General features: G+C 73.6%; 23 protein-coding genes and 1 pseudogene. 11 read left to right on the top strand and 13 right to left on the bottom strand.

Features of this window, described 5'->3' with window-relative positions; translation table 11 throughout:
• Positions 1-112 precede the first annotated feature (112 nt).
• On the bottom strand, positions 113-4,705 hold the full coding sequence (locus ABD973_RS07760; RefSeq protein WP_345499435.1) for an ATP-dependent helicase: 4,593 nt from the start codon (positions 4,703-4,705) through the stop codon (positions 113-115).
• A gap of 81 nt (positions 4,706-4,786) precedes the next feature.
• Here ABD973_RS07760 and ABD973_RS07755 point away from each other — a divergent pair, with 81 nt between their 5' ends.
• From ABD973_RS07755 to ABD973_RS07745, 3 genes are all read left to right on the top strand, one after another.
• The gene (locus ABD973_RS07755; RefSeq protein ID WP_125603165.1) at positions 4,787-5,626 is read left to right on the top strand and encodes an AraC family transcriptional regulator; all 840 of its coding nucleotides are present in this window, start codon (positions 4,787-4,789) and stop codon (positions 5,624-5,626) included.
• A gap of 138 nt (positions 5,627-5,764) precedes the next feature.
• Positions 5,765-6,505 (top strand): AzlC family ABC transporter permease, encoded by a 741-nt coding sequence (locus ABD973_RS07750; RefSeq protein WP_125603164.1) that lies wholly within the window; start codon positions 5,765-5,767, stop codon positions 6,503-6,505.
• On the top strand, positions 6,502-6,810 hold the full coding sequence (locus ABD973_RS07745) for an AzlD domain-containing protein (protein WP_125603163.1): 309 nt from the start codon (positions 6,502-6,504) through the stop codon (positions 6,808-6,810). Before ABD973_RS07750 ends, ABD973_RS07745 begins: the two co-directional genes overlap by 4 nt.
• Here the strand turns inward: ABD973_RS07745 and ABD973_RS07740 are convergent.
• Positions 6,779-7,810 (bottom strand): hypothetical protein, encoded by a 1,032-nt coding sequence (locus ABD973_RS07740; protein ID WP_164720974.1) that lies wholly within the window; start codon positions 7,808-7,810, stop codon positions 6,779-6,781. The two genes, ABD973_RS07745 and ABD973_RS07740, sit on opposite strands and share 32 nt — an antisense overlap.
• Positions 7,811-7,891: 81 nt before the next feature.
• On the opposite strand from ABD973_RS07740, the gene ABD973_RS07735 reads away from it, so the two are divergent.
• A complete protein-coding gene (locus ABD973_RS07735; protein WP_125605242.1) occupies positions 7,892-8,086 on the top strand; it encodes a DUF3046 domain-containing protein in 195 nt (64 codons plus the stop codon).
• A 330-nt stretch (positions 8,087-8,416) separates the two neighbouring features.
• On the top strand, positions 8,417-9,508 hold the full coding sequence (locus tag ABD973_RS07730; RefSeq protein ID WP_241253607.1) for an AI-2E family transporter: 1,092 nt from the start codon (positions 8,417-8,419) through the stop codon (positions 9,506-9,508).
• Here ABD973_RS07730 and ABD973_RS07725 read toward each other — a convergent pair.
• Positions 9,462-10,217, bottom strand: a complete 756-nt coding sequence (locus tag ABD973_RS07725) for a Clp protease N-terminal domain-containing protein (protein ID WP_125822759.1) — start codon at positions 10,215-10,217, stop codon at positions 9,462-9,464. The genes ABD973_RS07730 and ABD973_RS07725 overlap by 47 nt on opposite strands.
• A 111-nt stretch (positions 10,218-10,328) precedes the next feature.
• Here ABD973_RS07725 and ABD973_RS07720 point away from each other — a divergent pair, with 111 nt between their 5' ends.
• The gene (locus tag ABD973_RS07720) at positions 10,329-10,901 is read left to right on the top strand and encodes an HPP family protein (protein WP_345499424.1); all 573 of its coding nucleotides are present in this window, start codon (positions 10,329-10,331) and stop codon (positions 10,899-10,901) included.
• Positions 10,902-10,971: 70 nt separating this feature from the next.
• Here the strand turns inward: ABD973_RS07720 and ABD973_RS07715 are convergent, their stop codons facing one another.
• Positions 10,972-11,397 (bottom strand): hypothetical protein, encoded by a 426-nt coding sequence (locus ABD973_RS07715; RefSeq protein ID WP_125604784.1) that lies wholly within the window; start codon positions 11,395-11,397, stop codon positions 10,972-10,974.
• Positions 11,398-11,711: 314 nt separating this feature from the next.
• Between ABD973_RS07715 and ABD973_RS07710 the strand changes: the two genes are divergently transcribed.
• Entirely contained in the window at positions 11,712-12,536 is an 825-nt protein-coding gene (locus tag ABD973_RS07710) for a S1 family peptidase (RefSeq protein WP_125604786.1), read from the top strand.
• Between the two features lie 53 nt (positions 12,537-12,589).
• On the opposite strand, the gene ABD973_RS07705 is transcribed toward ABD973_RS07710, so the two are convergent.
• Positions 12,590-13,141 carry an SMI1/KNR4 family protein gene (locus ABD973_RS07705; protein ID WP_345499421.1) on the bottom strand — a complete coding sequence of 184 codons (552 nt, stop codon included), beginning with the start codon at positions 13,139-13,141 and terminating at the stop codon, positions 12,590-12,592.
• Between the two features lie 198 nt (positions 13,142-13,339).
• On the opposite strand from ABD973_RS07705, the gene recA reads away from it, so the two are divergent.
• From recA to ABD973_RS07690, 3 genes and pseudogenes are all read left to right on the top strand, one after another.
• The gene (gene recA, locus ABD973_RS07700) at positions 13,340-14,449 is read left to right on the top strand and encodes a recombinase RecA (RefSeq protein ID WP_125604791.1); all 1,110 of its coding nucleotides are present in this window, start codon (positions 13,340-13,342) and stop codon (positions 14,447-14,449) included.
• A pseudogene (gene recX, locus ABD973_RS07695) lies at positions 14,362-15,024 on the top strand (recombination regulator RecX); the annotation flags it as partial. The gene recA and the pseudogene recX, both read left to right, overlap by 88 nt.
• Positions 15,025-15,267: 243 nt before the next feature.
• Entirely contained in the window at positions 15,268-17,811 is a 2,544-nt protein-coding gene (locus ABD973_RS07690) for an FtsX-like permease family protein (protein WP_345499419.1), read from the top strand.
• Between the two features lie 271 nt (positions 17,812-18,082).
• Here ABD973_RS07690 and ABD973_RS07685 read toward each other — a convergent pair whose 3' ends face one another.
• The 8 genes from ABD973_RS07685 to ABD973_RS07650 form a co-directional block, all read right to left on the bottom strand.
• Complete coding sequence (locus tag ABD973_RS07685) at positions 18,083-18,466, bottom strand: rhodanese-like domain-containing protein (RefSeq protein ID WP_206436574.1); 384 nt, start codon at positions 18,464-18,466, stop codon at positions 18,083-18,085.
• Entirely contained in the window at positions 18,463-18,999 is a 537-nt protein-coding gene (locus ABD973_RS07680) for a cupin domain-containing protein (RefSeq protein ID WP_125602864.1), read from the bottom strand. Before ABD973_RS07680 ends, ABD973_RS07685 begins: the two co-directional genes overlap by 4 nt.
• Before the next feature lie 76 nt (positions 19,000-19,075).
• The gene (locus ABD973_RS34730) at positions 19,076-19,123 is read right to left on the bottom strand and encodes a hypothetical protein (RefSeq protein WP_311314449.1); all 48 of its coding nucleotides are present in this window, start codon (positions 19,121-19,123) and stop codon (positions 19,076-19,078) included.
• A 72-nt stretch (positions 19,124-19,195) separates the two neighbouring features.
• A complete protein-coding gene (locus ABD973_RS07670; RefSeq protein WP_345499415.1) occupies positions 19,196-20,767 on the bottom strand; it encodes an FAD-dependent monooxygenase in 1,572 nt (523 codons plus the stop codon).
• 200 nt (positions 20,768-20,967) lie between these two features.
• Complete coding sequence (locus ABD973_RS07665) at positions 20,968-21,858, bottom strand: amino acid ABC transporter permease (protein WP_125822769.1); 891 nt, start codon at positions 21,856-21,858, stop codon at positions 20,968-20,970.
• Positions 21,855-22,529 carry an amino acid ABC transporter permease gene (locus tag ABD973_RS07660; RefSeq protein ID WP_125822770.1) on the bottom strand — a complete coding sequence of 225 codons (675 nt, stop codon included), beginning with the start codon at positions 22,527-22,529 and terminating at the stop codon, positions 21,855-21,857. Before ABD973_RS07660 ends, ABD973_RS07665 begins: the two co-directional genes overlap by 4 nt.
• Positions 22,530-22,613: 84 nt before the next feature.
• On the bottom strand, positions 22,614-23,468 hold the full coding sequence (locus ABD973_RS07655; protein ID WP_345499409.1) for a glutamate ABC transporter substrate-binding protein: 855 nt from the start codon (positions 23,466-23,468) through the stop codon (positions 22,614-22,616).
• Positions 23,469-23,566: 98 nt separating this feature from the next.
• Complete coding sequence (locus ABD973_RS07650; RefSeq protein WP_125602859.1) at positions 23,567-24,352, bottom strand: amino acid ABC transporter ATP-binding protein; 786 nt, start codon at positions 24,350-24,352, stop codon at positions 23,567-23,569.
• Between the two features lie 277 nt (positions 24,353-24,629).
• Between ABD973_RS07650 and ABD973_RS07645 the strand changes: the two genes are divergently transcribed.
• The gene (locus tag ABD973_RS07645) at positions 24,630-25,334 is read left to right on the top strand and encodes a response regulator transcription factor (protein ID WP_345499407.1); all 705 of its coding nucleotides are present in this window, start codon (positions 24,630-24,632) and stop codon (positions 25,332-25,334) included.
• The last annotated feature ends 6 nt before the right edge of the window (positions 25,335-25,340 follow it).

Genomic DNA, 25,340 nt, shown 5'->3' with positions numbered 1-25,340 from the left:
AAGCGTCCGGGCCAGCCCGGGAGCCCCTGTGGAGCGGCTGGCAGCAGTTTCGTGACATGCCCAAGACATACGTGTCCGGTCCGAGACCGGACCGGATCCCCGGTCCGGCACGTCAGCTGCGCAGCCGCAGTCCCCTCGGGGTGGCGTGGAAGCCCGCCGCCTCCAGGGCCGGACCCAGCGGGGAGGTCAGGGCCGCCGCCGCGTTGATCCGCTCCACCGTCAGCGCCGGCAGGGTGCCCGCGCGGGAGCCGGCGGCCAGCGCCGCCACGGCCGCCTCCAGCCGCGGATCACCCGGCTCCGGCCAGGCCAGCAGGGTCTTGCCGCCGCGCTCCACGTACAGGGTCAGCTCCCCGTCGACCAGCACCACCAGCGAGCCCGCCTTGCGGCCCGGCTTGTGCGAGGCACCCGCCGGGGGCTCCGGCCAGGGCAGGGCCGCCCCGTAAGCGTTCGCCGGATCCGCCGCGGCCAGGACCACCGCGGCCAGCGGCGGCGGGTTCTTCTCGGCGGCCCGGAGCCGGTCCACGGCACCGTCCATCGCGAACTGGGCCGCGCCCAGGCCCTCCACCACGTACCCCCGGCGGGCCTGCCCGCTGTCCTCGAACGCCGACAGCACCCGGTAGACGGCACTGAACCCGCCCTCGACGCCCTCCGCCGCCACCGCCCCCCGGGTGACCACCCCGTGCCGGTCCAGCAGCGTCCGGGCCAGGGCGTGCGCCCGCTGGGTCGGATCGGGGGCCCGCTCGGGCAGCAGCGACCAGCGGCCCGAGACCGTCGGCGGCCCGTTGCGGGACGCCGTCGCGGCGAGGCCGCCGTACCGGCCGCGCGGCACCGTCCGCCGGGCGCGGTGCGCGGTGGCGCCCGCCGTACGGCCCGAACCCAGCAGGGAGCGCAGCGGGGCCAGGGTGTCGTTCGTCAGCCGGCCCGACCAGGCCAGGTCCCACAGCACCTCGGAGAGCTCCAGGTCGGAGGCCTCCGGGTGGCGGGCTCGGACGGACTGGGTGATCTGCCGGAAGAACAGGCCGTACCCGCCGGACAGGCTCTCCAGGACCGCCTGGTGCAGCGGGCCCGCCTCCAGCGGATGCGGCTCGGGCAGCAGCAGCGGAGCGGCGTCCGCCAGGTACAGGGAGATCCAGCCGTCCTTGCCCGGCAGGGCCCCCGCACCCGCCCACACCACCTCCCCGGTGCTGGTCAGCTCGTCCAGCAGCGTCGGCGCGTACCCCGCCACCCGCGACGGCAGGACCAGCCGCTCCAGCGCCGAGGCCGGCACCGGCGCCCCCTGCAACTGCTCCACGGCCCGGGCCAGGCCGTCGATCCCGCGCAGCGCCCCGCCCAGGTGCTGCCACTGGGGCAGGAAGGTGGCCAGCGAGGCCGGCGGGACCGGCTCCAGCTCCTGGCGCAGCGCCGCCAGCGAACGCCGCCGCAGCCTGCGCAGCACCGTCGCGTCGCACCACTCCTGGCCGATCCCCGCGGGATGGAACTCGCCCTGCACCACCCGGCCCGCCGCCGCGAGCCGGTGCAGCGCGCCCTCCGTCACCGCCGCGCCCAGACCCAGGCGGGCGGCCACCGCCGCCGTGGTGAACGGCCCGTGGGTGCGCGCGTACCGGGCCAGGAGATCACCCAGGGGGTCCTTGACCGGCTCGGTGAACGCCTCCGGCACCCCGACCGGCAGGGCCGTGCCCAGCGCGTCCCGCAGGCGGCCCGCGTCCTCGATCGCCGCCCAGTGGTCCGCGCCGCCGATCCGCACCCGGATCGCCCGCCGGGCCGCCTCCAGCTCCCGCGCCCAGGCCGGTTCGGCGCCGCGCGCCACCAGCTCGGCGTCCGTCAGCGGGCCCAGCAGCCGCAGCAGGTCCGCCACCGACTCGGCGTCCTTGGCGCGCCGGTCCTTCGTCAGCCACTGGAGCTCCCGCTCCAGCTCCTCCAGCACCTCCGCGTCCAGCAGCTCCCGCAGCTCCGCCTGGCCCAGCAGCTCGGCCAGCAGCCGGGAGTCCAGCGACAGCGCCGCCGCCCGCCGCTCGGCCAGCGGCGAGTCCCCCTCGTACAGGAACTGCGCCACGTACCCGAAGAGGAGGGAACGGGCGAACGGCGAGGGCTCAGGGGTCGTGACCTCGACCAGCCGGACCCGGCGCGCCTCGATGTCCCCCATCAGCTCCGACAGGCCCGGCACGTCGAACACGTCCTGGAGGCACTCGCGTACGGCTTCCAGCACGATCGGGAAGGAGCCGAACTCGGAGGCCACCTGGAGCAGCTGCGAGGCCCGCTGGCGCTGCTGCCACAGCGGGGTGCGCTTGCCGGGACTGCGGCGGGGCAGCAGCAGGGCGCGCGCCGCGCACTCGCGGAACCGGGACGCGAACAGGGCGGATCCGCCGACCTGGTCGGTGACGAGCCCCGAGACCTCGCCCTGGTCGAAGGCAACGTCGGCCGCGCCCAGCGGAGCCTGTTCGTCGTCGAACTCGAACGGCGCGGGCCGCGCCGGGTCGTGGTCGAGGAGGTCCATGGAGAGCAGGTCGGCATCGGGCAGGCGCAGCACGATCCCGTCGTCGGCGTGCATCACCTGGGCGTCCATGCCGTACTTCTCGGCGAGGCGGGCGCCCAGCGCCAGCGCCCAGGGGGCGTGCACCTGGGCGCCGAAGGGGGAGTGGACGACGACGCGCCAGTCACCGAGCTCGTCCCGGAACCGCTCGACCAGGATGGTCCGGTCGTCCGGCACGTGCCCGCAGGCCTCCCGCTGCTCCGCCAGGTAGGCGAGGACGTTGTCGGCGGCCCAGCCGTCCAGGCCCGCCGCCAGCAGCCGCAGCCGGGCGTCCTCGTCGCTGAGCGCGCCCAGCTCCCGCAGGAACGCGCCGACCGCGCGGCCCAGTTCCAGCGGGCGGCCCAGCTGGTCGCCCTTCCAGAACGGCAGCCGGCCCGGCACCCCGGGGGCCGGGGTGACCAGGACCCGGTCACGGGTGATGTCCTCGATCCGCCAGGAGGTGGTGCCCAGGGTGAACACGTCGCCCACGCGGGACTCGTACACCATCTCCTCGTCCAGCTCGCCGACCCGGCCCCCGCCCTTCTTCGGGTCGGCGCCGGCCAGGAACACCCCGAACAGACCCCGGTCCGGGATGGTGCCGCCGGAGGTGACCGCCAGGCGCTGCGCACCGGGCCGCCCCGTGATCGTCCCGGCGACCCGGTCCCACACCACGCGCGGTCTGAGCTCCGCGAACGCGTCCGACGGATAGCGGCCCGCCAGCATGTCCAGCACCGAGGTGAACGCCGACTCGGGCAGCGCCGCGAAGGGCGCGGCCCGGCGCACCAGGGCCAGCAGCTCGTCCAGCTGCCAGGTGTCCATGGCGGTCATGGCCACCAGCTGCTGGGCGAGCACGTCCAGCGGGTTGGAGGGGATCCGCAGCGACTCGATCGCCCCGGTCCGCATCCGCTCGGTGACCACGGCCGCCTGCACCAGGTCCCCCCGGTACTTGGGGAAGACCACACCCGTGGAGACCGCGCCCACCTGGTGCCCGGCACGGCCCACCCGCTGGAGCCCCGACGCCACCGACGGCGGCGACTCCACCTGCACCACCAGGTCCACCGCGCCCATGTCGATGCCCAGCTCCAGGCTGGACGTGGCGACCACGGCGGGCAGCCGGCCCGCCTTCAGGTCCTCCTCGACCAGCGCCCGCTGCTCCTTGGACACCGAACCGTGGTGCGCGCGGGCCAGCAGCGGCGCGGCACCCAGGGCGGCACCCGACTGGGCCATGATCTCCGCCGGGGGCGGGGCGCCCTCGGCGAGGGCCTCGCCCGTGGCCCGCTCGTGGGCGATCTCGTTGAGCCGGTTGCACAGCCGCTCCGCGAGGCGGCGGGAGTTGGCGAACACGATCGTGGAGCGGTGGGCCTGGACCAGGTCCGCGATCCGCTCCTCCACATGGGGCCAGATCGACGGCTTGTCACCGCCCTCCCGGCCCTCGGTCGCAGGGGAGCCCCCCAACTCGCCCATGTCCTCGACCGGGACGACCACCGACAGGTCGAACTCCTTGTCCGAGGGCGGCTGCACGATCTCCACCCGGCCGCGCGGCGCCAGGAAGCGGGCGACCTCCTCCACCGGCCGGACCGTCGCCGACAGCCCGATCCGGCGGGCCGGCCGCGGCAGCAGCTCGTCCAGCCGTTCCAGGGACAGCGCCAGGTGGGCGCCGCGCTTGGTCCCGGCGACCGCGTGCACCTCGTCCAGGATCACCGTCTCCACCCCCGACAGCGCCTCCCGCGCGGCCGAGGTCAGCATCAGGAACAGCGACTCCGGCGTGGTGATCAGGATGTCCGGCGGGCGCGTCGCCAGCGCCCGGCGCTCGGCGGCCGGGGTGTCGCCCGAGCGGATCCCCACCCGGACGTCCGGCTCGGGCAGCCCCAGCCGGGCCGACTCCTGCCGGATCCCCGTCAGCGGACTGCGCAGGTTGCGCTCCACGTCCACCGCCAGGGCCTTCAGCGGCGACACGTACAGCACCCGGCACCGCTTGCGCGCCTCGGCCGGCGGCGGCTGGGAGGCGAGCCGGTCCAGGGCGGCGAGGAAGGCGGCCAGGGTCTTGCCGGAACCCGTCGGCGCGACCACCAGCACGTCCGAGCCCTCCCCGATGGCCCGCCAGGCGCCCTCCTGCGCGGGGGTGGGCGTACGGAAGGCCCCCGTGAACCACGAGCGGGTCGCGGGGGAGAACGAGTCGAGCGCAGCGCCTGCCATGCCCCCATCGTGCACCCCGCCTCTGACAACGGGGCCCGACCTGGGCAAACGCCCCGCCGGGCCGGGGCGCAGAATGAGGACATGGGGAAGGACGACGGGCGCGGGCGCGGCGAATGGGCACGGCACTGGCAGTACGAACAACTGCCCGGTCTGGACCTGCTGCGCGCCCACTACGTGCGCCACACCTTCCCGCGCCACGCCCACGACGGGTACGTCATCGCCGCCGTCACCGGCGGCATCGAGGAGATCGGCCTGCCCGGCGGCACCGTACGGGCCGGACCCGGCAGCGTGGTGCTGATCAACCCGGAGGTCGCGCACACCGCCCGAGCCGGGGTCCCCGAGGGCTGGGCGTACGCCACCCTCTACTCCCCGCGCGAGCTGATCGCCGAGGTCGCCGCCGAGATCGCCACCCCGCGCGGCACCCCCGGCTTCACCACCGACATGGTCGCCGACGCGCAGGGCGCACGGGCCATCACCGAGGTCCACCGGGCCGCCGAGGCCGGGAACGCGCTGGCCGCCGACACCCTGCTGCGGAGCGTGGTGGCCCGCATGCTCAGCCGGCACGCGGGCCCGCTGCCGGCCCGCCCCGTGCGCGGCGCGGGCGCCGCCGACGCCGAACGGGCCCGGGCCGTGCTGGAGGAGCGGATGGCCGCGCCGCCCTCGCTGGAGCAGCTCGCGGCCGAGCTCGGCGCCAGTCCGTTCGCGCTGCTGCGGGCCTTCCGGGAGCGGTACGGGATGCCCCCGCACACCTGGCTGACGGACGCCCGCGTGCGCAGGGCGCGCCGCCTGCTCGACGCGGGGACCCCGCCCGCCGAGGCAGCCGTCGCCGTCGGCTTCACCGACCAGCCGCACCTGAACCGGCACTTCACCCGCATCGTCGGAGTCCCGCCGGGCGCCTACCGCAGGGAGCGCGCCGGTTAGGCCCCGCCCCCCACCACGGCACCCACGGCACCCACGGAACCGTCGGCCACCCGCACCGCGCCGCCGGGAGGGCGCGCAAGAACGTACAAGACCCGGCCGGTCCTCCCCGCCTACGTTCGGGGCGTGGGAGAACATCAGATGGTGATACAAGAGGCCTCCGACGGGGCCCCCGACAGGTCCCCCGGCGCGGTCGACGGCCGGCCGCGGGCCGCCGTCGTACGGGACTCGCTCGGGGTGGGCGTGGCCGTCGGACTGTCGGGGTTCGCGTTCGGGGTGACCGCCGCCGGGGCCGGGATCAGCGTGCTCCAGGCCTGCGTGCTGAGCCTGCTCGTCTTCACCGGCGCCTCGCAGTTCGCGCTGGTCGGAGCGCTCGCGGCGGGCGGCAACCCGTTCACCGCCGCCGCCGGGGCCTTCTTCCTCGGCACCCGCAACGCCTTCTACGGGCTGCGGCTGTCCCAGCTGCTGGCCCTCCCCAGGGCCGTCCGGCCCCTCGCCGCGCACTGGGTCATCGACGAGACCACCGCCGTGGCCCTGGCCCAGCCCGACCGCAGGTCGGCCCGGCTCGGCTTCACCGTGACCGGGCTCGCCCTCTACGTGCTGTGGAACCTCACCACCCTGCTGGGCGCCCTCGGCGCCGAGGCCATCGGCGACACCGCCGCCTGGGGGCTGGACGCCGCCGGACCGGCCGTGTTCCTCGCCCTGCTCGCGCCGATGCTGCGGAGCACCACCGAGCGGGCCGTCGCCGCGCTCGCCCTGGTGCTGGGGCTGGGCTTCCTGCCGGTACTGCCGGCCGGGGTGCCCGTACTGATCGCCGCGCTGGCCGCGCCCGCGGTGCTGTGGATGAAGGGCCGGCGGTCGCCGGAGGGAGAGCGCTCGTGAACGTCTGGATCGCCATCGGGCTCACCGTCGTCGGCTGCTACGCCGTCAAGCTCGCCGGACTGCTCGTGCCCGCCGGGGCCCTGGAACGCCCCGTCGTGCGCCGGCTCTCCGCCCTGCTGCCCGTCGCCCTGCTCGCCGCGCTCACCGCCCAGCAGACCTTCAGCACCGGCCACGAGCTGGTCCTCGACGCCCGCGCCGCGGGGCTGGCCGCCGCCGGGGTCGCGCTGCTGCTGCGCGCCCCGTTCCTGCTGGTCGTCGGCGCCGCCGTGGTCGTCACCGCGGCCGTCCGGGCCCTGGGAGGCTGACCCCGCCGGCCCCGGCCGGAGCCCCGATCGGGCGCCCGTACGCCCGCAGGGTCAGCAGGGCCTCCAGGGTGGCGATCGGCCGCCGCTCCAGCGAGCTGCCCGGCGCCCAGGCCCGGCGGTGCACCGGCCAGCCGCCGTCGGGCTGCTGCTCCGCCGCGAGGAAGTCCAGCGAGCGCCGCATCTCCTCGTCGGTGAACCAGCCGCGGGCCAGCGACTCCGGCCGCCGCGCGTAGTCGTACGGGAACAGCTGCTCGCCGGGGGCGTAGCCGGGGGCGGTCGGGTACTCCGCGCGCCGGTCCGGTTCGAGCACCGCCAGCCGCCGCTCGCGCACCAGCCGGCCCAGCCGGTCCGCGGCCGCCGCGGCGCGGGCCCGGTCGGGGGCGCCGTCGAGGAAGGCCACCGCGCTCTGGACCTCGTAGGGGTGGGTCTGGCGCAGCGTCTCGACCCGCTCCCAGCAGAAGTCCGTGGCCCGGAACAGCCAGGCGTGCCAGATCCGGTTGCGGTGCAGGATCCCGACGACGGGGCCCGTGGTCAGCAGCGTCCCCGGCGGGTCGTCGCACACCGGGTGGTACGGGGCGGCGGGATAGTCCCGGGGGCCGGCCAGGACCAGCGGGAGCGCGCCCTCCGGGGTGGAGACCCGGGTCAGGTGGCGGCAGAGCCGCTCGATGCGCTGCCCGGAGCACCGGCCGAGGGCGTCGAGGATCCGCAGGGCGTGCGCGGTGTGCAGGGGCTGGCTCAGCGGGCCGCGCAGGTCGGGATCGAGCGCGTGCCCGTAGCCCCCGTCGTCGCCGAGGTAGGAGCCGAGGGCGGCGTCGACCGGGTCGGGATCCCCGCCGAGGAAGTGGAACGCGAACCGCCGCTGCTCCAGCACCCGGGCCGTGAGCCAGGTGAACCGCTCGGCGCGGGCCAGCGGGCAGGCCGCGGGGGAGGAGGGGGCGGAGGTGGCCGTCGGGGCCGCCGGGCTCGGTGGGGCCGGGGCGGGAGCTTCGTCTCCAGGCATGCGTGACACCGTAGGGCGCGCGCACGGGGGCGCACGGGAGCAACGGGGCTGGTGCACTCTCCGGGGCGGGATACTGGAGGCATGCGGTTGACGATTTTCTGGGAGCGGATGGCCGAGCACTTCGGCGCGGGCTACGCGGACTCCTTCGCCCGGGACCACGTGATGGCCGAACTGGGCGGACGCACGGTCCACCAGGCGCTGGACGAGGGCTGGGAGACCAAGGACGTGTGGCGCGCGGTGTGTTCGGCGATGGACGTGCCGGCCTCGCTGCGCTGAGGCGGCTCCGCCGCGCGGGCGAGGTCCCGGACCGGCGCGCGGCGGCGGGACGCGGGCCGGCCGGGCGCTGTGCGGCTTCGTGGTCCGGGGCGCGGTTGGGACAGACTGGACGGCGTGGCAGCGACAGAAGAGACGAACGGCCGGACGACGGGCGCGACGGGTGAACGCGCGGCGGCCGGTGGACCCGCGGCGGCCGGTGGACCGACGGGCCACGCGAGCCCGGCGGACCCGGCAGACCCGGCGAATGGTCCGGCGGACGGCGCCCCCGCGGCGCCCGCGGGTGCGGGAGCCGTCCCGCCCGGGACCGCCCCGGCCGCGGGAGACGCGCGGATGCCCCGCTGGCTGCCGCGCGCGGTGGTCCTCGTACTGGCCCTGGTGGCCTGCTTCCAGCTCGGCAGCTGGGCCTTCCACCAGCTGATCGGGCTGCTGGTCAACATCCTGATCGCCTTCTTCCTCGCGCTCGCCATCGAACCGGCCGTGGCCAGGATGGCGGCCCGCGGCATGCGCCGCGGGCTCGCCGCCTTCCTGGTCTTCGTGGCCGTGTTCGTCGCGTGCGCGGGCTTCCTCGCGATGCTCGGCTCGATGCTCGCCGGCCAGATCATCGACATGGTCGAGGGCTTCCCGGGATACCTCGACTCGGTGATCGGCTCGATCAACCGGACCTTCCACACCGATTTCTCCCGGCTGGAGATCCAGGACAGCCTGCTGCACTCCCAGTGGCTCCAGAAGTACGTGCAGAACAGCGCCACCGGTGTGCTCGACGTGTCCACCACGGTGCTCGGCGGACTCTTCAAGCTCCTGACGATCTTCCTGTTCTCCTTCTACTTCGCCGCCGACGGGCCCAGGCTGCGGCGCGCGCTGTGCTCCGTGCTGCCGCCCGCCAAGCAGCGCGAGGTGCTCCGGGCCTGGGAGATCGCCGTGGCGAAGACCGGCGGCTACCTGTACTCGCGCGGACTGATGGCGCTGATCTCCGGCATCGCGCACTACGTCCTGTTCGTGGTGCTCGGCGTGCCGTACGCGCCCGCCCTCGCCGTGTGGGTGGGGCTGGTCTCCCAGTTCATCCCCACCATCGGCACCTACCTGGCGGGCGCGCTGCCGATGCTGATCGCCTTCGCCGCCGATCCCTGGGACGCGCTGTACGTCCTCGGATTCGTGGTGATCTACCAGCAGTTCGAGAACTACGTCCTGCAGCCGAAGCTGACCTCCAGGACCGTGGACATCCACCCCGCGGTGGCCTTCGGCTCGGTCATCGCGGGCACCGCCCTGCTGGGCGCGGTCGGGGCGCTCATCGCGATCCCGGCCGTCGCCACCCTGCAGGCCTTCCTCGGCGCGTACGTGAAGCGGTACGAGCTGACGGGCGCGGCGGCCGACGAGGCTACTGCGCCGCGTCCCCGCCGAGTACGCCTGCGAGGACTTCGGTGACGGTCGCCTCGGCGGCCGCCTTGTCGAGGCCGGCGGCGCTGAGCGGACCCTCGCCGTTCTCCTGCTCCAGGAGCGCGAGCAGGACGTGCTCGGTGCCGACGTAGCCGTGGCCCAGGCGCAGGGCCTCGCGGAAGGTGAGCTCCAGGACCTTCTTGGCGTTCGCGTCGAAGGGGACGAGCTCGGGGACCTCCGCCTGCGCCGGGGGCAGGGTGGCGGCCGCGGCGGTGCGCAGGTCGTGCGGGGCGACGCCCTGGGCGGTGAGGACGTGCGCGGCCAGGCCCTCGGTCTCGCCGAGCAGGCCGAGCAGCAGGTGCTCGGTGCGGATCTCGGCGTTCCCGGCGGCGCGGGCCTCGTTCTGCGCGGAGATGACGACGTTGCGGGCGCGGGGGGTGAAGCGGCCGAAGCCCGCGTTCGGGTCGAGGCCGGCGTCTCCGTCCTTGTCCGCCTTGGGGACGAAGCGCTTCTGGGCCGCCTGGCGGGTGACGCCCATGCTGCGGCCGATGTCGGTCCAGGAGGCGCCGGAGCGGCGGGCCTGGTCCACGAAGTGGCCGATGAGGTGGTCGGCCACGTCGCCGAGGTGCTCGGCGGCGACGACGGCGTCGCTGAGCTGGTCGAGGGTGTCGGAGTGGACCTTCTTGATGGCCTCGATCAGGTCGTCGAGGCGTACCGGATTGGTCATGCGAACGGGTTCCACCGAAGGGTTCGTCATGAGTGCAACCCTAGGTTGACAATCGGAGGGGTGTCAACCGTTGGTTGTCACCTGGCGGTGCGTGGCTCGCGTATAGGGCCGTGATGCGGAGGGTGCGTAGACCTGGCCCTCATGAGTGTGGACACGAGTGACACGCGTACGGGCCGGGCCGCGAAGGCGGCCCGCCGCGCCTGCCCGGCCCTCCCGAACGCGCTGGCGGGACGCGCCCCGGCGCCCGCGTCGCCCGCCCGGGCCACCGCCCTGCACAGCGGCGGGGTCGCGGCGGCCGCGCTGCTCGCGCTCGTCGGCATCGGTGCGCTCCTGCACGAGCCGGTGCTGATCCCGCCGATCGCGGCGAGCGCGGCGATCGTCTACGGCGTGCCCGCGCTGCCGCTGGCCCAGCCGCGCAGCGTCGTCGCCGGGCACCTGCTGTGCGCGGCGGTGGGCTATCTCGGGCTGGCCCTGGCGGGGGACGCGCCGTGGGTGGCGGCGCTGGGGGCGGGGGTGGCGGTGGGGGTGATGACCCTGGCCCGGACCCCGCATTCGCCGGCGGCGGCGACCACCGTGGTGGTGGTGCTCCAGGCGCCGGATCCGGTGGTGTTCGTACCGCTGCTGGCGGGGGCGGCGCTGCTGCTGGTACTGGCCGGGATGGCCGCGTCGCGGGCCCGGCGGGGGGCGGTGCGCTACCCCGTGTACTGGTGGTGAGCCCGGTGGGCCGGGGCCCGGCGGGGAGGGAGCTGGGGACGGGTCCCCTCCGCCGCCGGGCCGTCAGGCGTCAGGCGGTGGGCTGGGTCTGATGCGTCAGCAGGCCGAGCAGCTGGTCCATCTCGCCGCGCCAGATGCGGTGCACGTTCATCCGGGTCGGTGCGGCCTGGCCGGGGAGCTGCATGCGGAAGGAGCTCCAGACGGCGTTGCGCTTGACCTCGGTGATGCTGCCGACGGCCTCGGCGGGCGATATCGCGAAGACGATCTCCTGGGGGCGGTTGCTCATCCGGCTCGCCTTGTGGAGCACCACGGCCTGCTCGGTGACGGTGACGAAGTAGTAGGAGAGGAACGCCTGGCCGATGAGGCCGAGCATGCTCATCAGCCACACGCTGGGGCCGGCGATGGCCTGGATCGTGACGATGGGCTTGTCGGTGGGGTTGGCCTGGGCGAGGGCTTCTGCCACCTGCTGCTGGATCGTGGCCTTCTTGATGGCCATGGGTCCTCCTGAGCGGAATTTTCACGGCCCCCGTCGTCGGGGGCACCGCAGGGTACCGGCCGTTCGGAGACCGCTCGACCCCAGCCCGGGGCGGCGGCCCATGCGCCCCGGTATGGGCTTCGGCGCCCGCCTCGTGGGGTGTTGGAATGGTTGATTCCTCTTCTGCCGCTCGTCTGGTGTCCGCGTTGCCGGCGGGCAGGCGTGGCGTCCAACCAGGGAGGCCCTCTTGTGGGTTGGGGTCCAGGGTTTGAGAATGCGCATGACAATCGGAAGATCTTCGGTCGTCGCATCCTTCTTCAGAGGGGACCCCCCACATGAACAAGCCTCTCGCCGCCGTCGCGCTCTCCTTACTCCTGACCGGAGTGGCAGCGGCCCCGGCCATGGCCTCGGACGCCGCGCCCGCCGTCGCGGTCACGTACGCGGGCACGGTCGCGCTCAGCAACTGTTCCGGCTCCGTCGTGCGCACCCCGAACTCCCAGCCCGGCGACCCCGCACTCGTCCTGTCCAACGGCCACTGCCTGGAGACCGGCTTCCCGGCGGCCGGCGAAGTCCTCGTCAACCGGGCGTCCAGCCGTACGTTCTCCCTGCTCAACGCCTCCGGCTCGAAGGTCGCCACGCTGCGCGCCAGCAAGATCGCGTACGGGACGATGACGGACACGGACGTCTCGCTCTACCAGCTCACCAAGACCTACGCGCAGATCCAGAGCCAGTACGGGATAGCCGCCCTCACCCTCAACGACGCCCGTCCGACCCAGGGTTCGTCCATCAAGGTGGTGTCCGGGTACTGGAAGCGCACCTACAGCTGCAACGTCGACGGGTTCGCGTACCGCCTCAAGGAGGGCGCCTGGACCTGGAAGGACTCGGTCCGCTACACCTCGTCCTGCAACACCATCGGCGGCACCTCCGGCTCGCCGGTGATCGACACGACGACGGGCAAGGTCGTCGCCGTCAACAACACGGGCAACGAGGACGGCCAGCGCTGCACGGACAACAACCCGTGCGAGGTGGACGAGAGCGGCAACGTGACGGTCCGCCAGGGCATCAACTACGCCCAGCAGACCTACACCCTCGTCCCGTGCATCGGCCCCGGCAGCCAGATCGACCTGAACCGCCCCGGCTGCGCCGTCCCGAAGCCGTAACCCCTGCCCGTCGCCGGGGCCCGCGCGCGGGGCGGGCCCCGGTCGCGGTACCGCTACGGGCTCTCCAGCCAGGCCGTGTACCAGGAGCGGAAACCGGTGCTCACCGGGACGAAGCCGCCCCAGTCGGGGTCGATCTGCCAGACCTCGCCCCGGCGGGGGCCGTTCAGGACCAGCCTGAGGAACATGCCGCAGCCTTGTTCGGCGAGCGTGAGCGTGCCTGCCGTCAGCGCGCTCTGCGGGCCGCGGATGGGGCCGGGCAGGGGAGCGGTGAGGGGGAACGGCAGGGCGAGCCGGCCCGGCAGCCGGTCCTCCTGCCACTCGTCGTCCACGGCCCACTCCTCGCCGGCCTCCGGGCGGGGGGCGGTCAGCGGCAGCACCCCGTGACAGGGTCCTGCGGGGCCGTCGCCCACCTCCGCGACGAAGGACCGGTACTCCCCGGGCAGCCCGATGCCGTGGGACTCCTCGAACGCCCGGATCTCCGCCTCCGGCACCGGCGGCACCAGCCCGTACCGGTGCGTGTCCGCCCCGAAACGCTCCCGCCCCGGGTCCCCCGCCGCCATCTCCCGTATCCGTGCGCGTACGCCGCGCGCGTCCCAGCCGCTCATCCCGGGACCGTAGCAGCGGGGCCGCGCCCGGCGCGGAACGGTGCCCGCCGGGCTGGGCGTGGCTCGCTTGACACGGAAATCGAACATCCATTCTGATGGGTTATCCACAGCCGATACGGGCGCGGGAGCGCATTGTCAGTGGCAGGCGTTAGCGTCAATGGCGTGAAGCGATCGACTCAAGCAAACCGGGTGGAACCCATGGCAGGCACCGACCGCGAGAAGGCTCTCGACGCCGCGCTCGCGCAGATTGAACGGCAATTCGGCAAGGGTGCGGTCATGCGCCTCGGCGACAAGCCGAACGACCCCATCGAGGTCATCCCCACCGGGTCGACCGCGCTGGACATCGCCCTCGGCGTCGGCGGTCTGCCGCGCGGCCGCGTGGTCGAGATCTACGGCCCGGAGTCCTCCGGTAAGACGACCCTGACCCTGCACGCCGTGGCCAACGCGCAGAAGGCCGGCGGCACCGTCGCCTTCGTGGACGCGGAGCACGCGCTCGACCCCGAGTACGCCAAGGCCCTCGGCGTCGACACCGACAACCTCATCCTGTCCCAGCCGGACACCGGTGAGCAGGCCCTCGAGATCGTCGACATGCTGGTCCGCTCCGGCGCGCTCGACCTGATCGTCATCGACTCCGTCGCGGCGCTCGTGCCCAAGGCGGAGATCGAGGGCGAGATGGGCGACTCCCACGTCGGTCTCCAGGCCCGTCTGATGAGCCAGGCCCTCCGCAAGATCACCGGTGCGCTGAACCAGTCCAAGACCACCGCGATCTTCATCAACCAGCTCCGCGAGAAGATCGGTGTGATGTTCGGCTCGCCCGAGACCACGACCGGTGGCCGCGCGCTGAAGTTCTACGCCTCCGTGCGCATCGACATCCGCCGCATCGAGACGCTCAAGGACGGCACCGAGGCGGTCGGCAACCGCACCCGTTGCAAGGTCGTCAAGAACAAGGTCGCGCCCCCCTTCAAGCAGGCCGAGTTCGACATCCTCTACGGCCAGGGCATCAGCCGCGAGGGCGGCCTGATCGACATGGGCGTGGAGCACGGCTTCATCCGCAAGGCCGGCGCCTGGTACACGTACGAGGGCGACCAGCTGGGCCAGGGCAAGGAGAACGCCCGCAACTTCCTCAAGGACAACCCCGACCTCGCCAACGAGATCGAGCGGAAGATCAAGGAGAAGCTCGGCGTGGGCGTCCGCAAGGACAGCGAGGGCACCGAGCCCGCCGCTGCCGCCGCACCGGCCGACGCCTCGGTGCCCGCCCCGGCGTCGAAGGCCAAGCCCGCGGCCAAGGCCGCCGTGGCCAAGAGCTGACCGTGCGGGAAGAGCAGGAGAGGGGCGGCAGAGCGAGGAGCGGCGGCCGTGAAGGCCGCCAGCAGCTGCCGCCCCAGAGTCCCGAGGAGCAGGCGCGGGCGATCTGCCTGCGCCTGCTCACCGGGATGCCGCGCACCCGGCGGCAGCTGGAGGATGCCCTGGCGAAACGGGGCATCCCCGAGGAGGTGTCGCAGGAGGTCCTCTCCCGGTACGAGGAAGTGGGCCTGATCGACGACGCCGCCTTCGCCGGGGCCTGGGTGGAGTCCCGGCACCGCGGCCGGGGCCTGGCCCGCCGGGCGCTCGCGCAGGAGCTCCGGACCAAGGGGGTGCACACCACCCTCGTCCAGGAGGCGCTGGAACAGCTGGACTCCGAGCGGGAGGAGCAGACCGCCCGGGAACTCGTGGAGCGCAAGCTCCGCAGCACCCGCGGCCTGGAGCGGGACAAGCGGATCCGGCGCCTCGCCGGCATGCTCGCCCGCAAGGGATACCCGGAGGGCATGGCCCTGCGGGTGGTCCGGCGCGCACTGGAGGCCGAGGGCGAGGACGCCGACGACCTGGGGTACCCCGGGGACTGATCCGGGCCCCCGGGCGGCGGGCCTGAGCGGCGGGGCCGAGCGGGGGGCCTGAGCGGCGGGGCGAGCCGCGGGCCTGAGCCACGGCCTCGGGCGGCGGGGCCGAGCGGCCGCCCCGAGAGGCAGGGCCGGGCGGCGGGCCCGAGCGCGGGGACGGCCGGGCCCCGGGGGGTGGGGGTAGCCCCCGCACGAGGACGCCGGAGCGCTCCAGTGCCCGAAAACCGGGGCGCGGCCAGAGTTGACCGCATGATGCTGCGCTACGCCCTTCAGACCGTCCGGGACCGCAAAGCCGGCTTCCTCGGCGCCTTCGTCGCGCTCCTGTGCGCGGCGGCCCTGATCACCGCCTGCGGCACCCTCCTGGAAACCGGACTCCGAGGCCGGATCGCCACCGAGCGCTACGCGGCTACCCCGGTGGTCGTCTCCGCCGACCAGAACGTCCACCAGACGACGGTCAAGGAGAAGAAGGGCAAGACCAAGACGAAGCACAAGGCCAAGCCCGTCGCCGAGCGGGCCTGGCTCCCGGCCTCCGCCCTGGAGACCGTACGTGCCGTCCCCGGCGTCGAGCGGGCCGTGCCCGAGCTGACCTTCCAGGCCGTCCCGGTGCTGGGGGCCCCGGCCGACCCGGCCAGGCCCTCGTACGGGCACGCCTGGACCTCCGCGGTCCTCACCCCCTTCACCCTCGCCGAGGGCCGCGCCCCCCAGGGCGGCGACGAGGTCGTCGTCGACCGCACCCTCGCCACCCGGGCGGGACTGGCCGCCGGAGCGCGGCTGACCGTACAGGCCACCGGCGAGCCGAAGACCTACATTGTCAGCGGCATCGCCCGGACCGCCCACGGCGACCTCCGCCGGCAGACCTCCCTGTTCTTCAGCGACACCGAGGCCGAGCGGCTCGCCGCCCGCACCGGCCAGGTCACCGCCATCGGCGTACTGCCCCGGCCCCGAACCGACGCCGGCCGGCTCGCCGGACAGGTCCGGGAGGCACTGGCCGCCACCCCGCAGGGCGCCACCGCACAGGTCGCCGCCGGGGACGACCGCGGCCCCGTCGAATTCCTCGACGCCGCAGGCGCACGCGTCAAGCTCGTCTCCATGGGCGGGGCCATGGGCGGCACCTCGCTGCTCGTCGCGGTCCTCGTGGTCGTCGGCACCTTCGCCCTCTCCGTCCAGCAGCGCCACCGCGAACTCGCCCTGCTGCGCGCCATCGCCGCCACCCCGAAGCAGCTGCGCCGCATGATCGGCCGCGAAGCCCTGCTCGTCGGGCTCGCCGCCGGCCTCGCCGGCTCCCTCGCCGGACTGCCCCTCGCCGCCTGGCTGCACGGACGCTTCGTCACCAGCGGAGTCGTCCCGGCCACCCTGGAGCGCACCGCCGGGATCTTCCCGATGTTCGCCGCCGTCGCCGCCAGCCTGCTCGGCGCCTGGGCCGCCGCCCGGATCACCGGCCGCCGCATCGCCCGCATCCGCCCCGCCGAAGCACTGGCCGAAGCCGCCGTCGAACGACCCCGCCCCTCCTGGATCCGGACCCTCGCGGGCCTGCTCCTGCTGGCGGGCGGAGCGGTGCTGGTCGTCGTCCTCGGCTCGCTGCGCACCGAACCCGCCGCCACCCCGGTGACCTTCCTGGCCGTCGTGGTACTCGCCGGCGCGGTGTCGTTGCTCGGCCCGCTCCTCGTCCGGCTCGCGACCGCGCTGCTCGCCGGCCCGCTGCGGCTGGCCGGCCCCGGCGGCCGACTGGCCACCGCGAACCTGCGCGGCAACGCCACCCGCATGGCCTCCGCCGTCACCCCGCTCACCCTCCTCATCGGCATGACCTGCACCGTGCTCTTCGTCACCCCGACCCTCGGCGACGCCGCCCGCGCCCAGGCCCGCGAAGGGGCCCGCGCCCAGTGGGTCGTCACCGCGCAGGGCCCCGGTGTGAGCCCCGCCACCGCCGAGCGGATCCGCCGCACCCCGGGCGTCACCGCCGCCACCGAGATCGTGCACACCTCGGTACGGGTCGGCCTGACCAAGTACGCGGCCCAGGGCGTCACCCCGGCCGGCCTGACCCGCACCTGGGACCCGCGGGTCACCCGCGGCAACCTGGACGGCTTCGGCGAGAACAGCGCCGCCGTCAGCGAACTCGCCGCCGACCAGCTGGGGCTGAAGCCCGGCAGCCCGCTGAAGCTGACGCTGGGCGACGGGACCCCGGTGACGCTGACGGTGTCCGCCGTGTACGGGCGGGGCCTGGGCTTCGGCGACCTGACGCTGCCGCACGCACTGGTGGCCGCGCACGTGGACAACCCCCTCGCCGGGAACGTGCTCGTCGCGACGGAACCCTCCGTCGGCCGGGAGCGGCTGGCCGCGCCGGGCCTCGCGGTGCTGTCCGCGGCGCAGGCCGACGCGGCCCGTGCCGAACGGCAGGCCGCCGGAGCCGAGATCAACCTGCTGGCCATGGGCCTGGTGCTGGCCTTCACCGCCATCGCGGTCGTCAACACCCTGGCGATGTCCACCGCCGAGCGGTTCCGGGAGTTCGCGATGCTGCGGCTGGCCGGGGCGAAGCGGCGCCAGGTGCTGAGGATGCTGCGCACGGAGGCCCTGGCCGTGCTGCTGATCGGGGCGGTGCTCGGGTCGGGGATCTCGCTGGCCGTGCTGACCGCGTTCAGCGTGGGCATGACGGGGGCGGCCGCGCCGGCGGTGCTGCCGCTGGTGTACGGCGTGGTGGTCGGCGCGGCCGGGCTGCTGGCCCTGGCCGCCACCGCCCTGCCGGGCCGGGCCGCGCTGCGACTCCGCCCGGTGGACGTGGCCACGTCCAGGTCCTGACCGGGGCCGCGGGCGCCTCTCGGCCGGGGGCCGGCGCGGGTGCCGGGGCTGCGGGGCCGCTGCGCGGGGCCCCCCGGGCTGCGCCCGGACCCCTCCTGGGGGCTCCGCCCCCAGACCCCCGCGCCTCAATCGCCGGCGGGGCTACAAGTAGCCCCGCCGGCGATTGAGGCGACGGGCGCGCAGCGCCCGTACGGGGTCAGGGGCAGCGCCCCTGGGAACGGTGGAAGGGCGGGCAGGGGACCCAGCCCCGCGCAGCGGTGCGAGGACCGCGTCAGGAAAGAACCGGCAGGCCCGCCGCGCGCCACGCCTGGAAGCCGCCCGTGAGGTCGGTCGCCCGCCGCAGCCCCAGCGCGTGCAACGACGCCGCGGCCAGCGAAGACGCGTAGCCCTCGTTGCAGATCACCACCACCCGCAGGTCGTGCGACACGGCTTCCGGGAGCCGGTGGGAGCCCTGGGGGTCCAGCCGCCACTCCAGTTCGTTGCGCTCCACGACCACCGCCCCCGGGATCAGCCCGTCCCGCTCGCGCAGCGCCTGGTAGCGGATGTCCACCAGCAGGGCCCCGTCCTGCGACGCCTCGTACGCCTCCTGCGGGCCGATGCGCTCGTACGTGGCGCGGACCCGCTCCAGCAGCTCGTCGATGCCCACGGCGCTCACTGCCAGTCCGCCGGGCGCTCGACGTGCTCCAGCCGCAGCACCGGACCGCTGCGGCTGTACCTGCGGATCAGCGGGAGCGGCGGGTAGTACGCGTGGACGGACACCGCGTGCTCCGAGGCGGACTCGTTGAGCACCTCGTGGACGTGGTGCTCGCCGAAGGCCCGCCCGCTGCCCGCGCCGAGGCCGCGGGTGCGGTCCACTTCGGGGGCCAGCTCCAGGCTCTGCCAGCCCTCCGAGGGCAGCCGCACCGTCAGGGAGTGCTCCGTCAGCCGGCCCCGCGCCGTGGCGAAGGCGCCGCGGGACTCGGCGTGGTCGTGCCAGCCGGTGCCGGTGCCCGGCGGCCAGCCGATCAGCCAGGCCTCGCTGCCGCCCGGACCGTCGAGCCGGATCCAGGTCCGGCCCTCGGGGTCGAGGGGCAGCGAGTCGACGATCTCGGGGTCGGCGGCGGTGCGCAGGGCGAAGTCGAGGAGTTCCGCCGCCGTCGGGGCGGACGACGGGCGCGCGGGGGCGTGCGTGGGCAAGGGGGAAGGCATGGAGGTGACCGTCCTGGGTTCGCGAAGGTGCGCGCGCCGGCCGGCAGGGCTCAGGGGCGCGCGGAGGGAAGGCGAATCAGCAGGAGGGGCGACACACGCAGCCCGCGTAGCGGAGCAGGTCCATGTGAACCCTCCGCCACAGGCGTACGTCGTTGCCGGTCATGTCCGTGAGTGAACCACGTGCCCCCGAGAACGGTCAATCGATCACGGGAGCGGGTGTGGCGGGGGCGCCCGCCGGGGCGCCCGCCCGGACGGCGTCGGCCGCCGCGTACAGCTCGGCCGGCCGGACGCCCGCGAAGGTGGCGGACAGGTGCCCGTCCGGGCGCACCAGCAGCACGGTGTGCGCGGGCGCCCCCGGGTAGGCGTCGGCCACCAGCAGGTCGGCCGGGACGGGCAGCGCGCTCACGGCCGCCGCGAGGCGGGGCATCACCCCGGCGCTCTGCCAGTGCCGCCGGTCCCAGACCCCGGTGCCCGGCGCGACCAGCAGCACCAGCAGCCGGCCCCGCCCCAGCAGGTCGCGCAGCGGGACGGTGGCTCCGTCGGGGGCGGTCACGGGCACGTTCGCCACCGGCCCGCCCGGCTCGGTCGCCGTCGGGACCTCGCGTACGGCCACGGGCGGCGCGTACACGGGCTGCGCGCCCAGCGGGCCGCGCCCCAGGTGCCCGTCGGTCAGCAGGGTCTCGGCGGAACGGCCCGTCCCCGGCAGCAGGGTGCGCAGCCCGCCCCCGCCGCGCAGTACGGGCACGGCCTGGTCGGCGGCGCGGAGCCGGGCGGCGACGGCGGTGCGCCGTTCGCCCTCGTAGCTGTCGAGCAGGGCCGTGGAGGCGCCCTGGTGCCAGGCCAGGGCCAGCTTCCAGGCGAGGTTCTCCGCGTCGCGCAGCCCCTCCTCGACGCCCTGGGTGCCGACGGCGCCGAGCAGGTGCGCCGCGTCCCCGACGAGGAAGGCCCGGCCGTCGCGCCAGCGCAGGGCGAGCCGGTGGTGGAGGGTGTGCACGCCGGTGTCGATCAGGTCGTACGGGGGAGTCGTGCCGCCGCACCACAGGGCCAGGGTGTCCCGGATGAGGGTGACGAGCGCGTCGGGCGTGACGAGTTCCCCGCGCGCCGGCAGCAGCCAGTCGAGCCGCCACACCCCGTCGGGCAGCGGCCGGGCGGTGATCTCCTCGGGCCCGGACGGGGGGTTGCGGTGCAGCAACGCCTCGCCCGGCCAGGGCAGTTCGGCGCGCAGCGCGGCCACGGCGCGCCGCTCGACGGCGGTCCGGCCGGGGAAGCGGATGCCGAGCAGCTTGCGCACGGTGGAGCGGGCGCCGTCGCAGCCGGCCAGGTGGCTGCCGCGCCACCAGCTGCTCTCGGTGCCCCGGGTGCGGGCGGTGACCCCGTGGTCGTCCTGCTCGAAGGAGTCCAGCTTGGCACCGGTGACCAGCTGCACCAAGGGGTGCGCGGCGGCGGCGGCGCGCAGCCCGCGCACGAGGGCGTGCTGCGGCAGGTGCAGAGGGGGCTGCTGGTCCTCGAAGGTGATCCGCCGGGTCTCCTGGCGGCGCTTCATGGTGCGCCAGGCCGCGTACTGGGCGCCCTCGTCGCGCAGGGTCGTACAGCCCAGCCGGTGGACCATGGCGGCGGTGTCGGTGTGCAGCACGACACTGCGGGCGGGCCGTGGCTCCTCCTTGCCGGGCCCCTCGTCGAGCAGCACGCTGGGCACGCCGTGCCCGGCCAGGGCGAGGGACAGGGACAGCCCGACGGGCCCCGCGCCGACGACGATCACCGGGTCCATGATGCGGCTCCCGATGTCCGGTATGTGATCACAGAACGTATGCAACCCACTGGAGGTTCCGGCGTCAAGTGACACCCGGCCGGGACAGCACTGTGTGGTGCGGCGGAGGATTCCGCCGCACCACACGGGCTACGCACGATGACTGACCCTACGTCAGCCCTCCGGCGGCCTTCCGGCCGGGCCGGAGCGGGTTTCGACCGTCAGGCCCCGGCCGAGTTGTTCCCGGTGGCCATGTCGTTCACGTCGGCCACGCCGACCACCGCGCCGGTGCTCTTCTTCGACTTCCGCAGCCGTCCCTCCAGCCAGGAGGCGAAGGAGGTGAGGGCGAAGTTCACCGCGATGTAGATCAGGGCGATCACGACGAGCGTGGCGATGGTGTTGGCGTAGTTCGCCGAGATCTGCCGGTTCGTCGCCAGCAGCTCGGTGAGGCCGAGCAGTGAACCGCCGAGCGCGGTGTCCTTGAGGATCACCACGAGCTGGCTGACCAGGGCGGGCAGCATCGCGGTGACGGCCTGCGGGATGAGGACGTAGACCATGGTCTGGCCCTTGCGCATGCCGATCGCCTTCGCGGCGTCGGTCTGGCCGCGGGGGAGGGACTGCACGCCCGCGCGGACGATCTCCGCGATGACGGCCGCGTTGTACAGGACCAGCCCGGTGATCACGGCGTACAGCGGCCGGAGGTCCGAGGAGACGGCGGGGACGAACTTCACGAAGAAGGCCGAGCCGAAGACCATCAGCATCAGGACCGGGATGGCGCGGAAGAACTCGACGACCGCCCCGACCGGCACGCGCACCCAGGAGTGGTCGGAGAGCCGGCCCATACCCAGCAGGGCGCCGAGCGGCAGCGCGATCACCATGGCGATCGCCCCGGCCTTCAGGGTCTCCAGCAGACCCGGGATCAGGTACGTGGTCCAGATCCGGGCGTCAGTGACGAAGGGGGTCCACTTGTCGGCGTCGAGCTGGTTCTTCTCCGCCATGACGGAGAGGATCCACCACGCGGCGAGCGCGAACAGGGCCAGGAAACCGGCCGTGTAGATCCAGTTGCGGGCCTTGGCCTTGGGGCCGGGGACGTCGTACAGCACGGAGCTCATCGCTTCACCGCCACTCGCTTGGCCACCCAGCCCAGCAGCAGACCGGTCGGCAGGGTCAGCAGGCAGAAGCCGAGGGCGAAGATCCCGAACACGGCGAAGAGCGCGTCCGCCTCGTTCTCGATCATTTCCTTCATCAGCAGGGCCGCTTCGGCCACGCCGATGGCCGCGGCCACCGTGGTGTTCTTGGTGAGCGCGATCAGTACGTTGGCGAGCGGCGCGATGACCGCCCGGAAGGCCTGGGGGAGCACGATCAGGGTGAGCACCTGGAAGAAGCTCAGACCCAGCGCGCGGGCCGCCTCGGCCTGGCCGACGGGCACGGTGTTGATGCCCGAGCGCAGCGCCTCGCAGACGAAGGTGCCGGTGTACGCGGTCAGCGCGAGGACGGCGAGCCGGAAGCCGGTCTCCTTGAAGGTCTCGCCGCCGAGGTTGATGCCGAGGGTCTGGCTGAGGCCCAGCGAGCTTCCGATGATCAACAGGGTCAGCGGGGTGTTCCGGACCAGGTTGACGTACGCGGTGCCGAAGGCACGCATCAGCGGGACCGGGCTGACCCGCATCCCGGCCAGGACGGTGCCCCATATGAGGGAGCCAACCGCCGAGTAGAGGGTGAGCTGAACCGTCACCCAGAAGGCTCCGAGCAGGTCGTACTGCCCGGAATCAAGAAAGTCGAACACGTTGCCCTGCGCTCTCCCCAGGATGGCCGGTGGAGTACGCCGCCGCCCGCGGACGGGCGGGCGGCGACGCACCCCACCGGGAAATCAGCTGCCTTCGGTGATCTGCGGGGCAGGCTCGTTCTTGTAGCCGGCCGGGCCGAGGTTCTTCTTGATGGCCGCTTCCCAGGAACCGTCCGCGACCATCTTCTTGAGCGCGGCGTTGATCTTGGTCTGGAGGTCCTTGTCGCCCTTCTTCAGACCGATGCCGTAGTTCTCGTTGCTCATGCTCAGGCCGACGAGCTTGAACTTGCCCTTGTTCTTCTCCTGCGCGGCGTAGCCGGCGAGGATCGAGTTGTCCGTGGTCAGCGCGTCCACGGACTTGTTCTCCAGCGCGGTGAGGCACTCGGAGTAGCCGCCCTGCTCCAGCAGGTCGGCGTCCTTGGCCAGGTCCTTCTTGATGTTCTGCGCCGAGGTCGAGCCCGTGACGGAGCAGAGCTTCTTCTTGTTGAGGTCCTCGACCTTGGTGATCGAGGAGTCGTCGGCACGGACCAGCAGGTCCTGGTGGGCCAGGAAGTACGGGCCGGCGAAGTCGACCTTCGCCTTGCGCTTGTCGTTGATCGAGTAGGTGGCGGCGATGAACTTCACGTCGCCGTTGGAGATCAGGTTCTCGCGCTCGGCGCTGATGGCCTGCTTCCACTCGATCTGGTCCGGCTGGTAGCCGAGCTCCTTCGCCACGTAGGTGGCGACGTCGACGTCGAAGCCCTCGAACTTGCCGTCCGGGGTCTTGAGGCCCAGACCCGGCTGGTCGAACTTGATGCCGATGACGATCTTGTCCGACTTGGAGCCCCCGGAGGCACCGGCGTCGCTCGCCGTGTCCTTGCTGCCGCCGCCACAGGCGGTCGCCGTCAGGGCGAGAACGACGGCCGTGGCAACAGCAGCGCCGGTCTTGAGAACCTTCATGGTGAACTTCCCTCGGGTGAGACGTTGTTGAACGACGAGCAGGACACGTCGTGGGCGACGGCACGAGCCGTCGATCGGATCACTACCAGACGAGAGCGTCAGTGGTGCAGGATCTTCGAGAGGAAGTCCTTGGCGCGGTCGCTCTTCGGGGCGCTGAAGAACTGCTCCGGGGTGGCCTGTTCGACGATCTTGCCGTCCGCCATGAACACGACGCGGTCGGCCGCCGAGCGGGCGAAGCCCATCTCGTGCGTGACGACGACCATCGTCATGCCCTCGCGGGCGAGCTGCTGCATGACCTCCAGCACCTCGTTGATCATCTCCGGGTCCAGCGCCGAGGTGGGCTCGTCGAAGAGCATCACCTTCGGGTCCATCGCCAGCGCCCGGGCGATCGCCACGCGCTGCTGCTGGCCACCGGACAGCTGCGCCGGGTACTTGTCGGCCTGTGCGCCGACGCCCACCCGGTCCAGCAGGGCCTTCGCCTTCTCCAGGGCCGTCGCCTGGTCCGTCTTGCGGACCTTGAGCTGACCCAGCATCACGTTCTGCAGCACCGTCTTGTGTGCGAACAGGTTGAACGACTGGAAGACCATGCCCACGTCCGCGCGCAGCCGGGCCAGTTCCCTGCCCTCGGCCGGAAGGGGCTTCCCGTCCAGCGTGATGCTGCCCGAGTCGATGGTCTCCAGCCGGTTGATGGTCCGGCACAGCGTCGACTTGCCCGAGCCCGAGGGCCCGATCACCACGACGACCTCACCGCGGGCAATGCTCAGATCGATGTCCTGAAGCACGTGCAGCGCGCCGAAGTGCTTGTTGACGTTGCTCAGTACGACCAGGCCGTCCGCGGCACCGGCCGCATCCTCCACGTCCTTGGTCACTGATACTCCGCTCATCGGCTTCTTGCTCCGTCCTCCGTCGGTTGGGAGGAATGTAGTGACGAGATGAGCACACCGTCAGCACATCTGAGGGAGAATTGAGCATAACGAAACGGCCTCGCGCCGATACGCTCCGTACCCGCTACCCACGAAGGGTGCGATGTACTCGTACCGGGTGCATAACGGAAGACTCGCCAGGCCGGAACCCTCTTGACGTGGGACTCCGCCATGGGCGTGGATGCAAGGTGACCATGTGTACGGAAGCTGAAGCCGAAGAATCGGGAAGGGGGACGCCATGAGGCTGCTGCTCGTCGAGGACGACGACCACGTCGCCGCCGCCCTGTCGGCGATCCTCGCCCGGCACGGCTTCCAGGTGACCCATGCCCGCAACGGCGAGGAGGCCCTCCAGGCGCTGCTGCCGGCCGGCGCCAAGCCCTTCGGCGTGGTCCTCCTGGACCTGGGCCTGCCCGACCAGGACGGCTACGAGGTCTGCGGCAAGATCCGCAAGCGCACCTCGACGCCCGTCATCATGGTCACCGCCCGGGGCGACGTGCGCTCGCGCATCCACGGCCTGAACATGGGCGCCGACGACTACGTGGTCAAGCCGTACGACACCGGGGAACTCCTCGCCCGCATCCACGCCGTCGCCCGGCGCACCGGCGCCGCCGACGAGGCCGCCGCCACCCCCGAGACCGCCCCCGGCACGGTCCGGCTCGGCGCCGTCGCCGTGGAGCTGCCCACCCGCCGCGTCACCGTGAACGGCACCGACGTACCACTCACCCGCAAGGAGTTCGACCTGCTGGCCCTGCTCGCACAGCGTCCCGGCGTCGTCTTCCGCCGCGAGCAGATCATCAGCGAGGTGTGGCGCACCAGCTGGGAGGGCACCGGCCGCACCCTCGAGGTCCACGTCGCCTCGCTGCGCTCCAAGCTCGGCATGCCCGCGCTCATCGAGACCGTCCGCGGGGTGGGCTACCGGCTCGTCACCCCGGCCGTCCCCTAGCGGGGC

The sequence above is a fragment of the Streptomyces racemochromogenes genome (genome assembly GCF_039535215.1).
GTDB lineage: Bacteria > Actinomycetota > Actinomycetes > Streptomycetales > Streptomycetaceae > Streptomyces > Streptomyces racemochromogenes.
The sequence above is the reverse complement of the archived record's forward strand: the minus strand, read 5'-3'. Positions and strand labels throughout refer to the sequence as shown.

Excerpts from the sequence above, each read along its gene's own strand:
- ABD973_RS07705 (WP_345499421.1), bottom strand. The coding sequence starts at position 13,141 with ATGAGCGGCTGGGACGCGCGCGGCGTACGCGCACGGATACGGGAGATG.
- ABD973_RS07665 (WP_125822769.1), bottom strand. The coding sequence starts at position 21,858 with ATGAGCTCCGTGCTGTACGACGTCCCCGGCCCCAAGGCCAAGGCCCGC.
- ABD973_RS07655 (WP_345499409.1), bottom strand. The coding sequence starts at position 23,468 with ATGAAGGTTCTCAAGACCGGCGCTGCTGTTGCCACGGCCGTCGTTCTC.
- ABD973_RS07715 (WP_125604784.1), bottom strand. The coding sequence starts at position 11,397 with ATGGCCATCAAGAAGGCCACGATCCAGCAGCAGGTGGCAGAAGCCCTC.
- ABD973_RS07735 (WP_125605242.1), top strand. The coding sequence starts at position 7,892 with ATGCGGTTGACGATTTTCTGGGAGCGGATGGCCGAGCACTTCGGCGCG.
- ABD973_RS07680 (WP_125602864.1), bottom strand. The coding sequence starts at position 18,999 with ATGCCTTCCCCCTTGCCCACGCACGCCCCCGCGCGCCCGTCGTCCGCC.
- ABD973_RS07710 (WP_125604786.1), top strand. The coding sequence starts at position 11,712 with ATGAACAAGCCTCTCGCCGCCGTCGCGCTCTCCTTACTCCTGACCGGA.
- ABD973_RS07725 (WP_125822759.1), bottom strand. The coding sequence starts at position 10,217 with ATGACGAACCCTTCGGTGGAACCCGTTCGCATGACCAATCCGGTACGC.
- ABD973_RS07645 (WP_345499407.1), top strand. The coding sequence starts at position 24,630 with ATGAGGCTGCTGCTCGTCGAGGACGACGACCACGTCGCCGCCGCCCTG.
- recA (WP_125604791.1), top strand. The coding sequence starts at position 13,340 with ATGGCAGGCACCGACCGCGAGAAGGCTCTCGACGCCGCGCTCGCGCAG.
- ABD973_RS07755 (WP_125603165.1), top strand. The coding sequence starts at position 4,787 with ATGGGGAAGGACGACGGGCGCGGGCGCGGCGAATGGGCACGGCACTGG.
- ABD973_RS07750 (WP_125603164.1), top strand. The coding sequence starts at position 5,765 with ATGGTGATACAAGAGGCCTCCGACGGGGCCCCCGACAGGTCCCCCGGC.
- ABD973_RS07670 (WP_345499415.1), bottom strand. The coding sequence starts at position 20,767 with ATGGACCCGGTGATCGTCGTCGGCGCGGGGCCCGTCGGGCTGTCCCTG.
- ABD973_RS07720 (WP_345499424.1), top strand. The coding sequence starts at position 10,329 with ATGAGTGTGGACACGAGTGACACGCGTACGGGCCGGGCCGCGAAGGCG.
- ABD973_RS07740 (WP_164720974.1), bottom strand. The coding sequence starts at position 7,810 with ATGCCTGGAGACGAAGCTCCCGCCCCGGCCCCACCGAGCCCGGCGGCC.
- ABD973_RS07650 (WP_125602859.1), bottom strand. The coding sequence starts at position 24,352 with ATGAGCGGAGTATCAGTGACCAAGGACGTGGAGGATGCGGCCGGTGCC.
- ABD973_RS07730 (WP_241253607.1), top strand. The coding sequence starts at position 8,417 with ATGCCCCGCTGGCTGCCGCGCGCGGTGGTCCTCGTACTGGCCCTGGTG.
- ABD973_RS07760 (WP_345499435.1), bottom strand. The coding sequence starts at position 4,705 with ATGGCAGGCGCTGCGCTCGACTCGTTCTCCCCCGCGACCCGCTCGTGG.
- ABD973_RS07690 (WP_345499419.1), top strand. The coding sequence starts at position 15,268 with ATGATGCTGCGCTACGCCCTTCAGACCGTCCGGGACCGCAAAGCCGGC.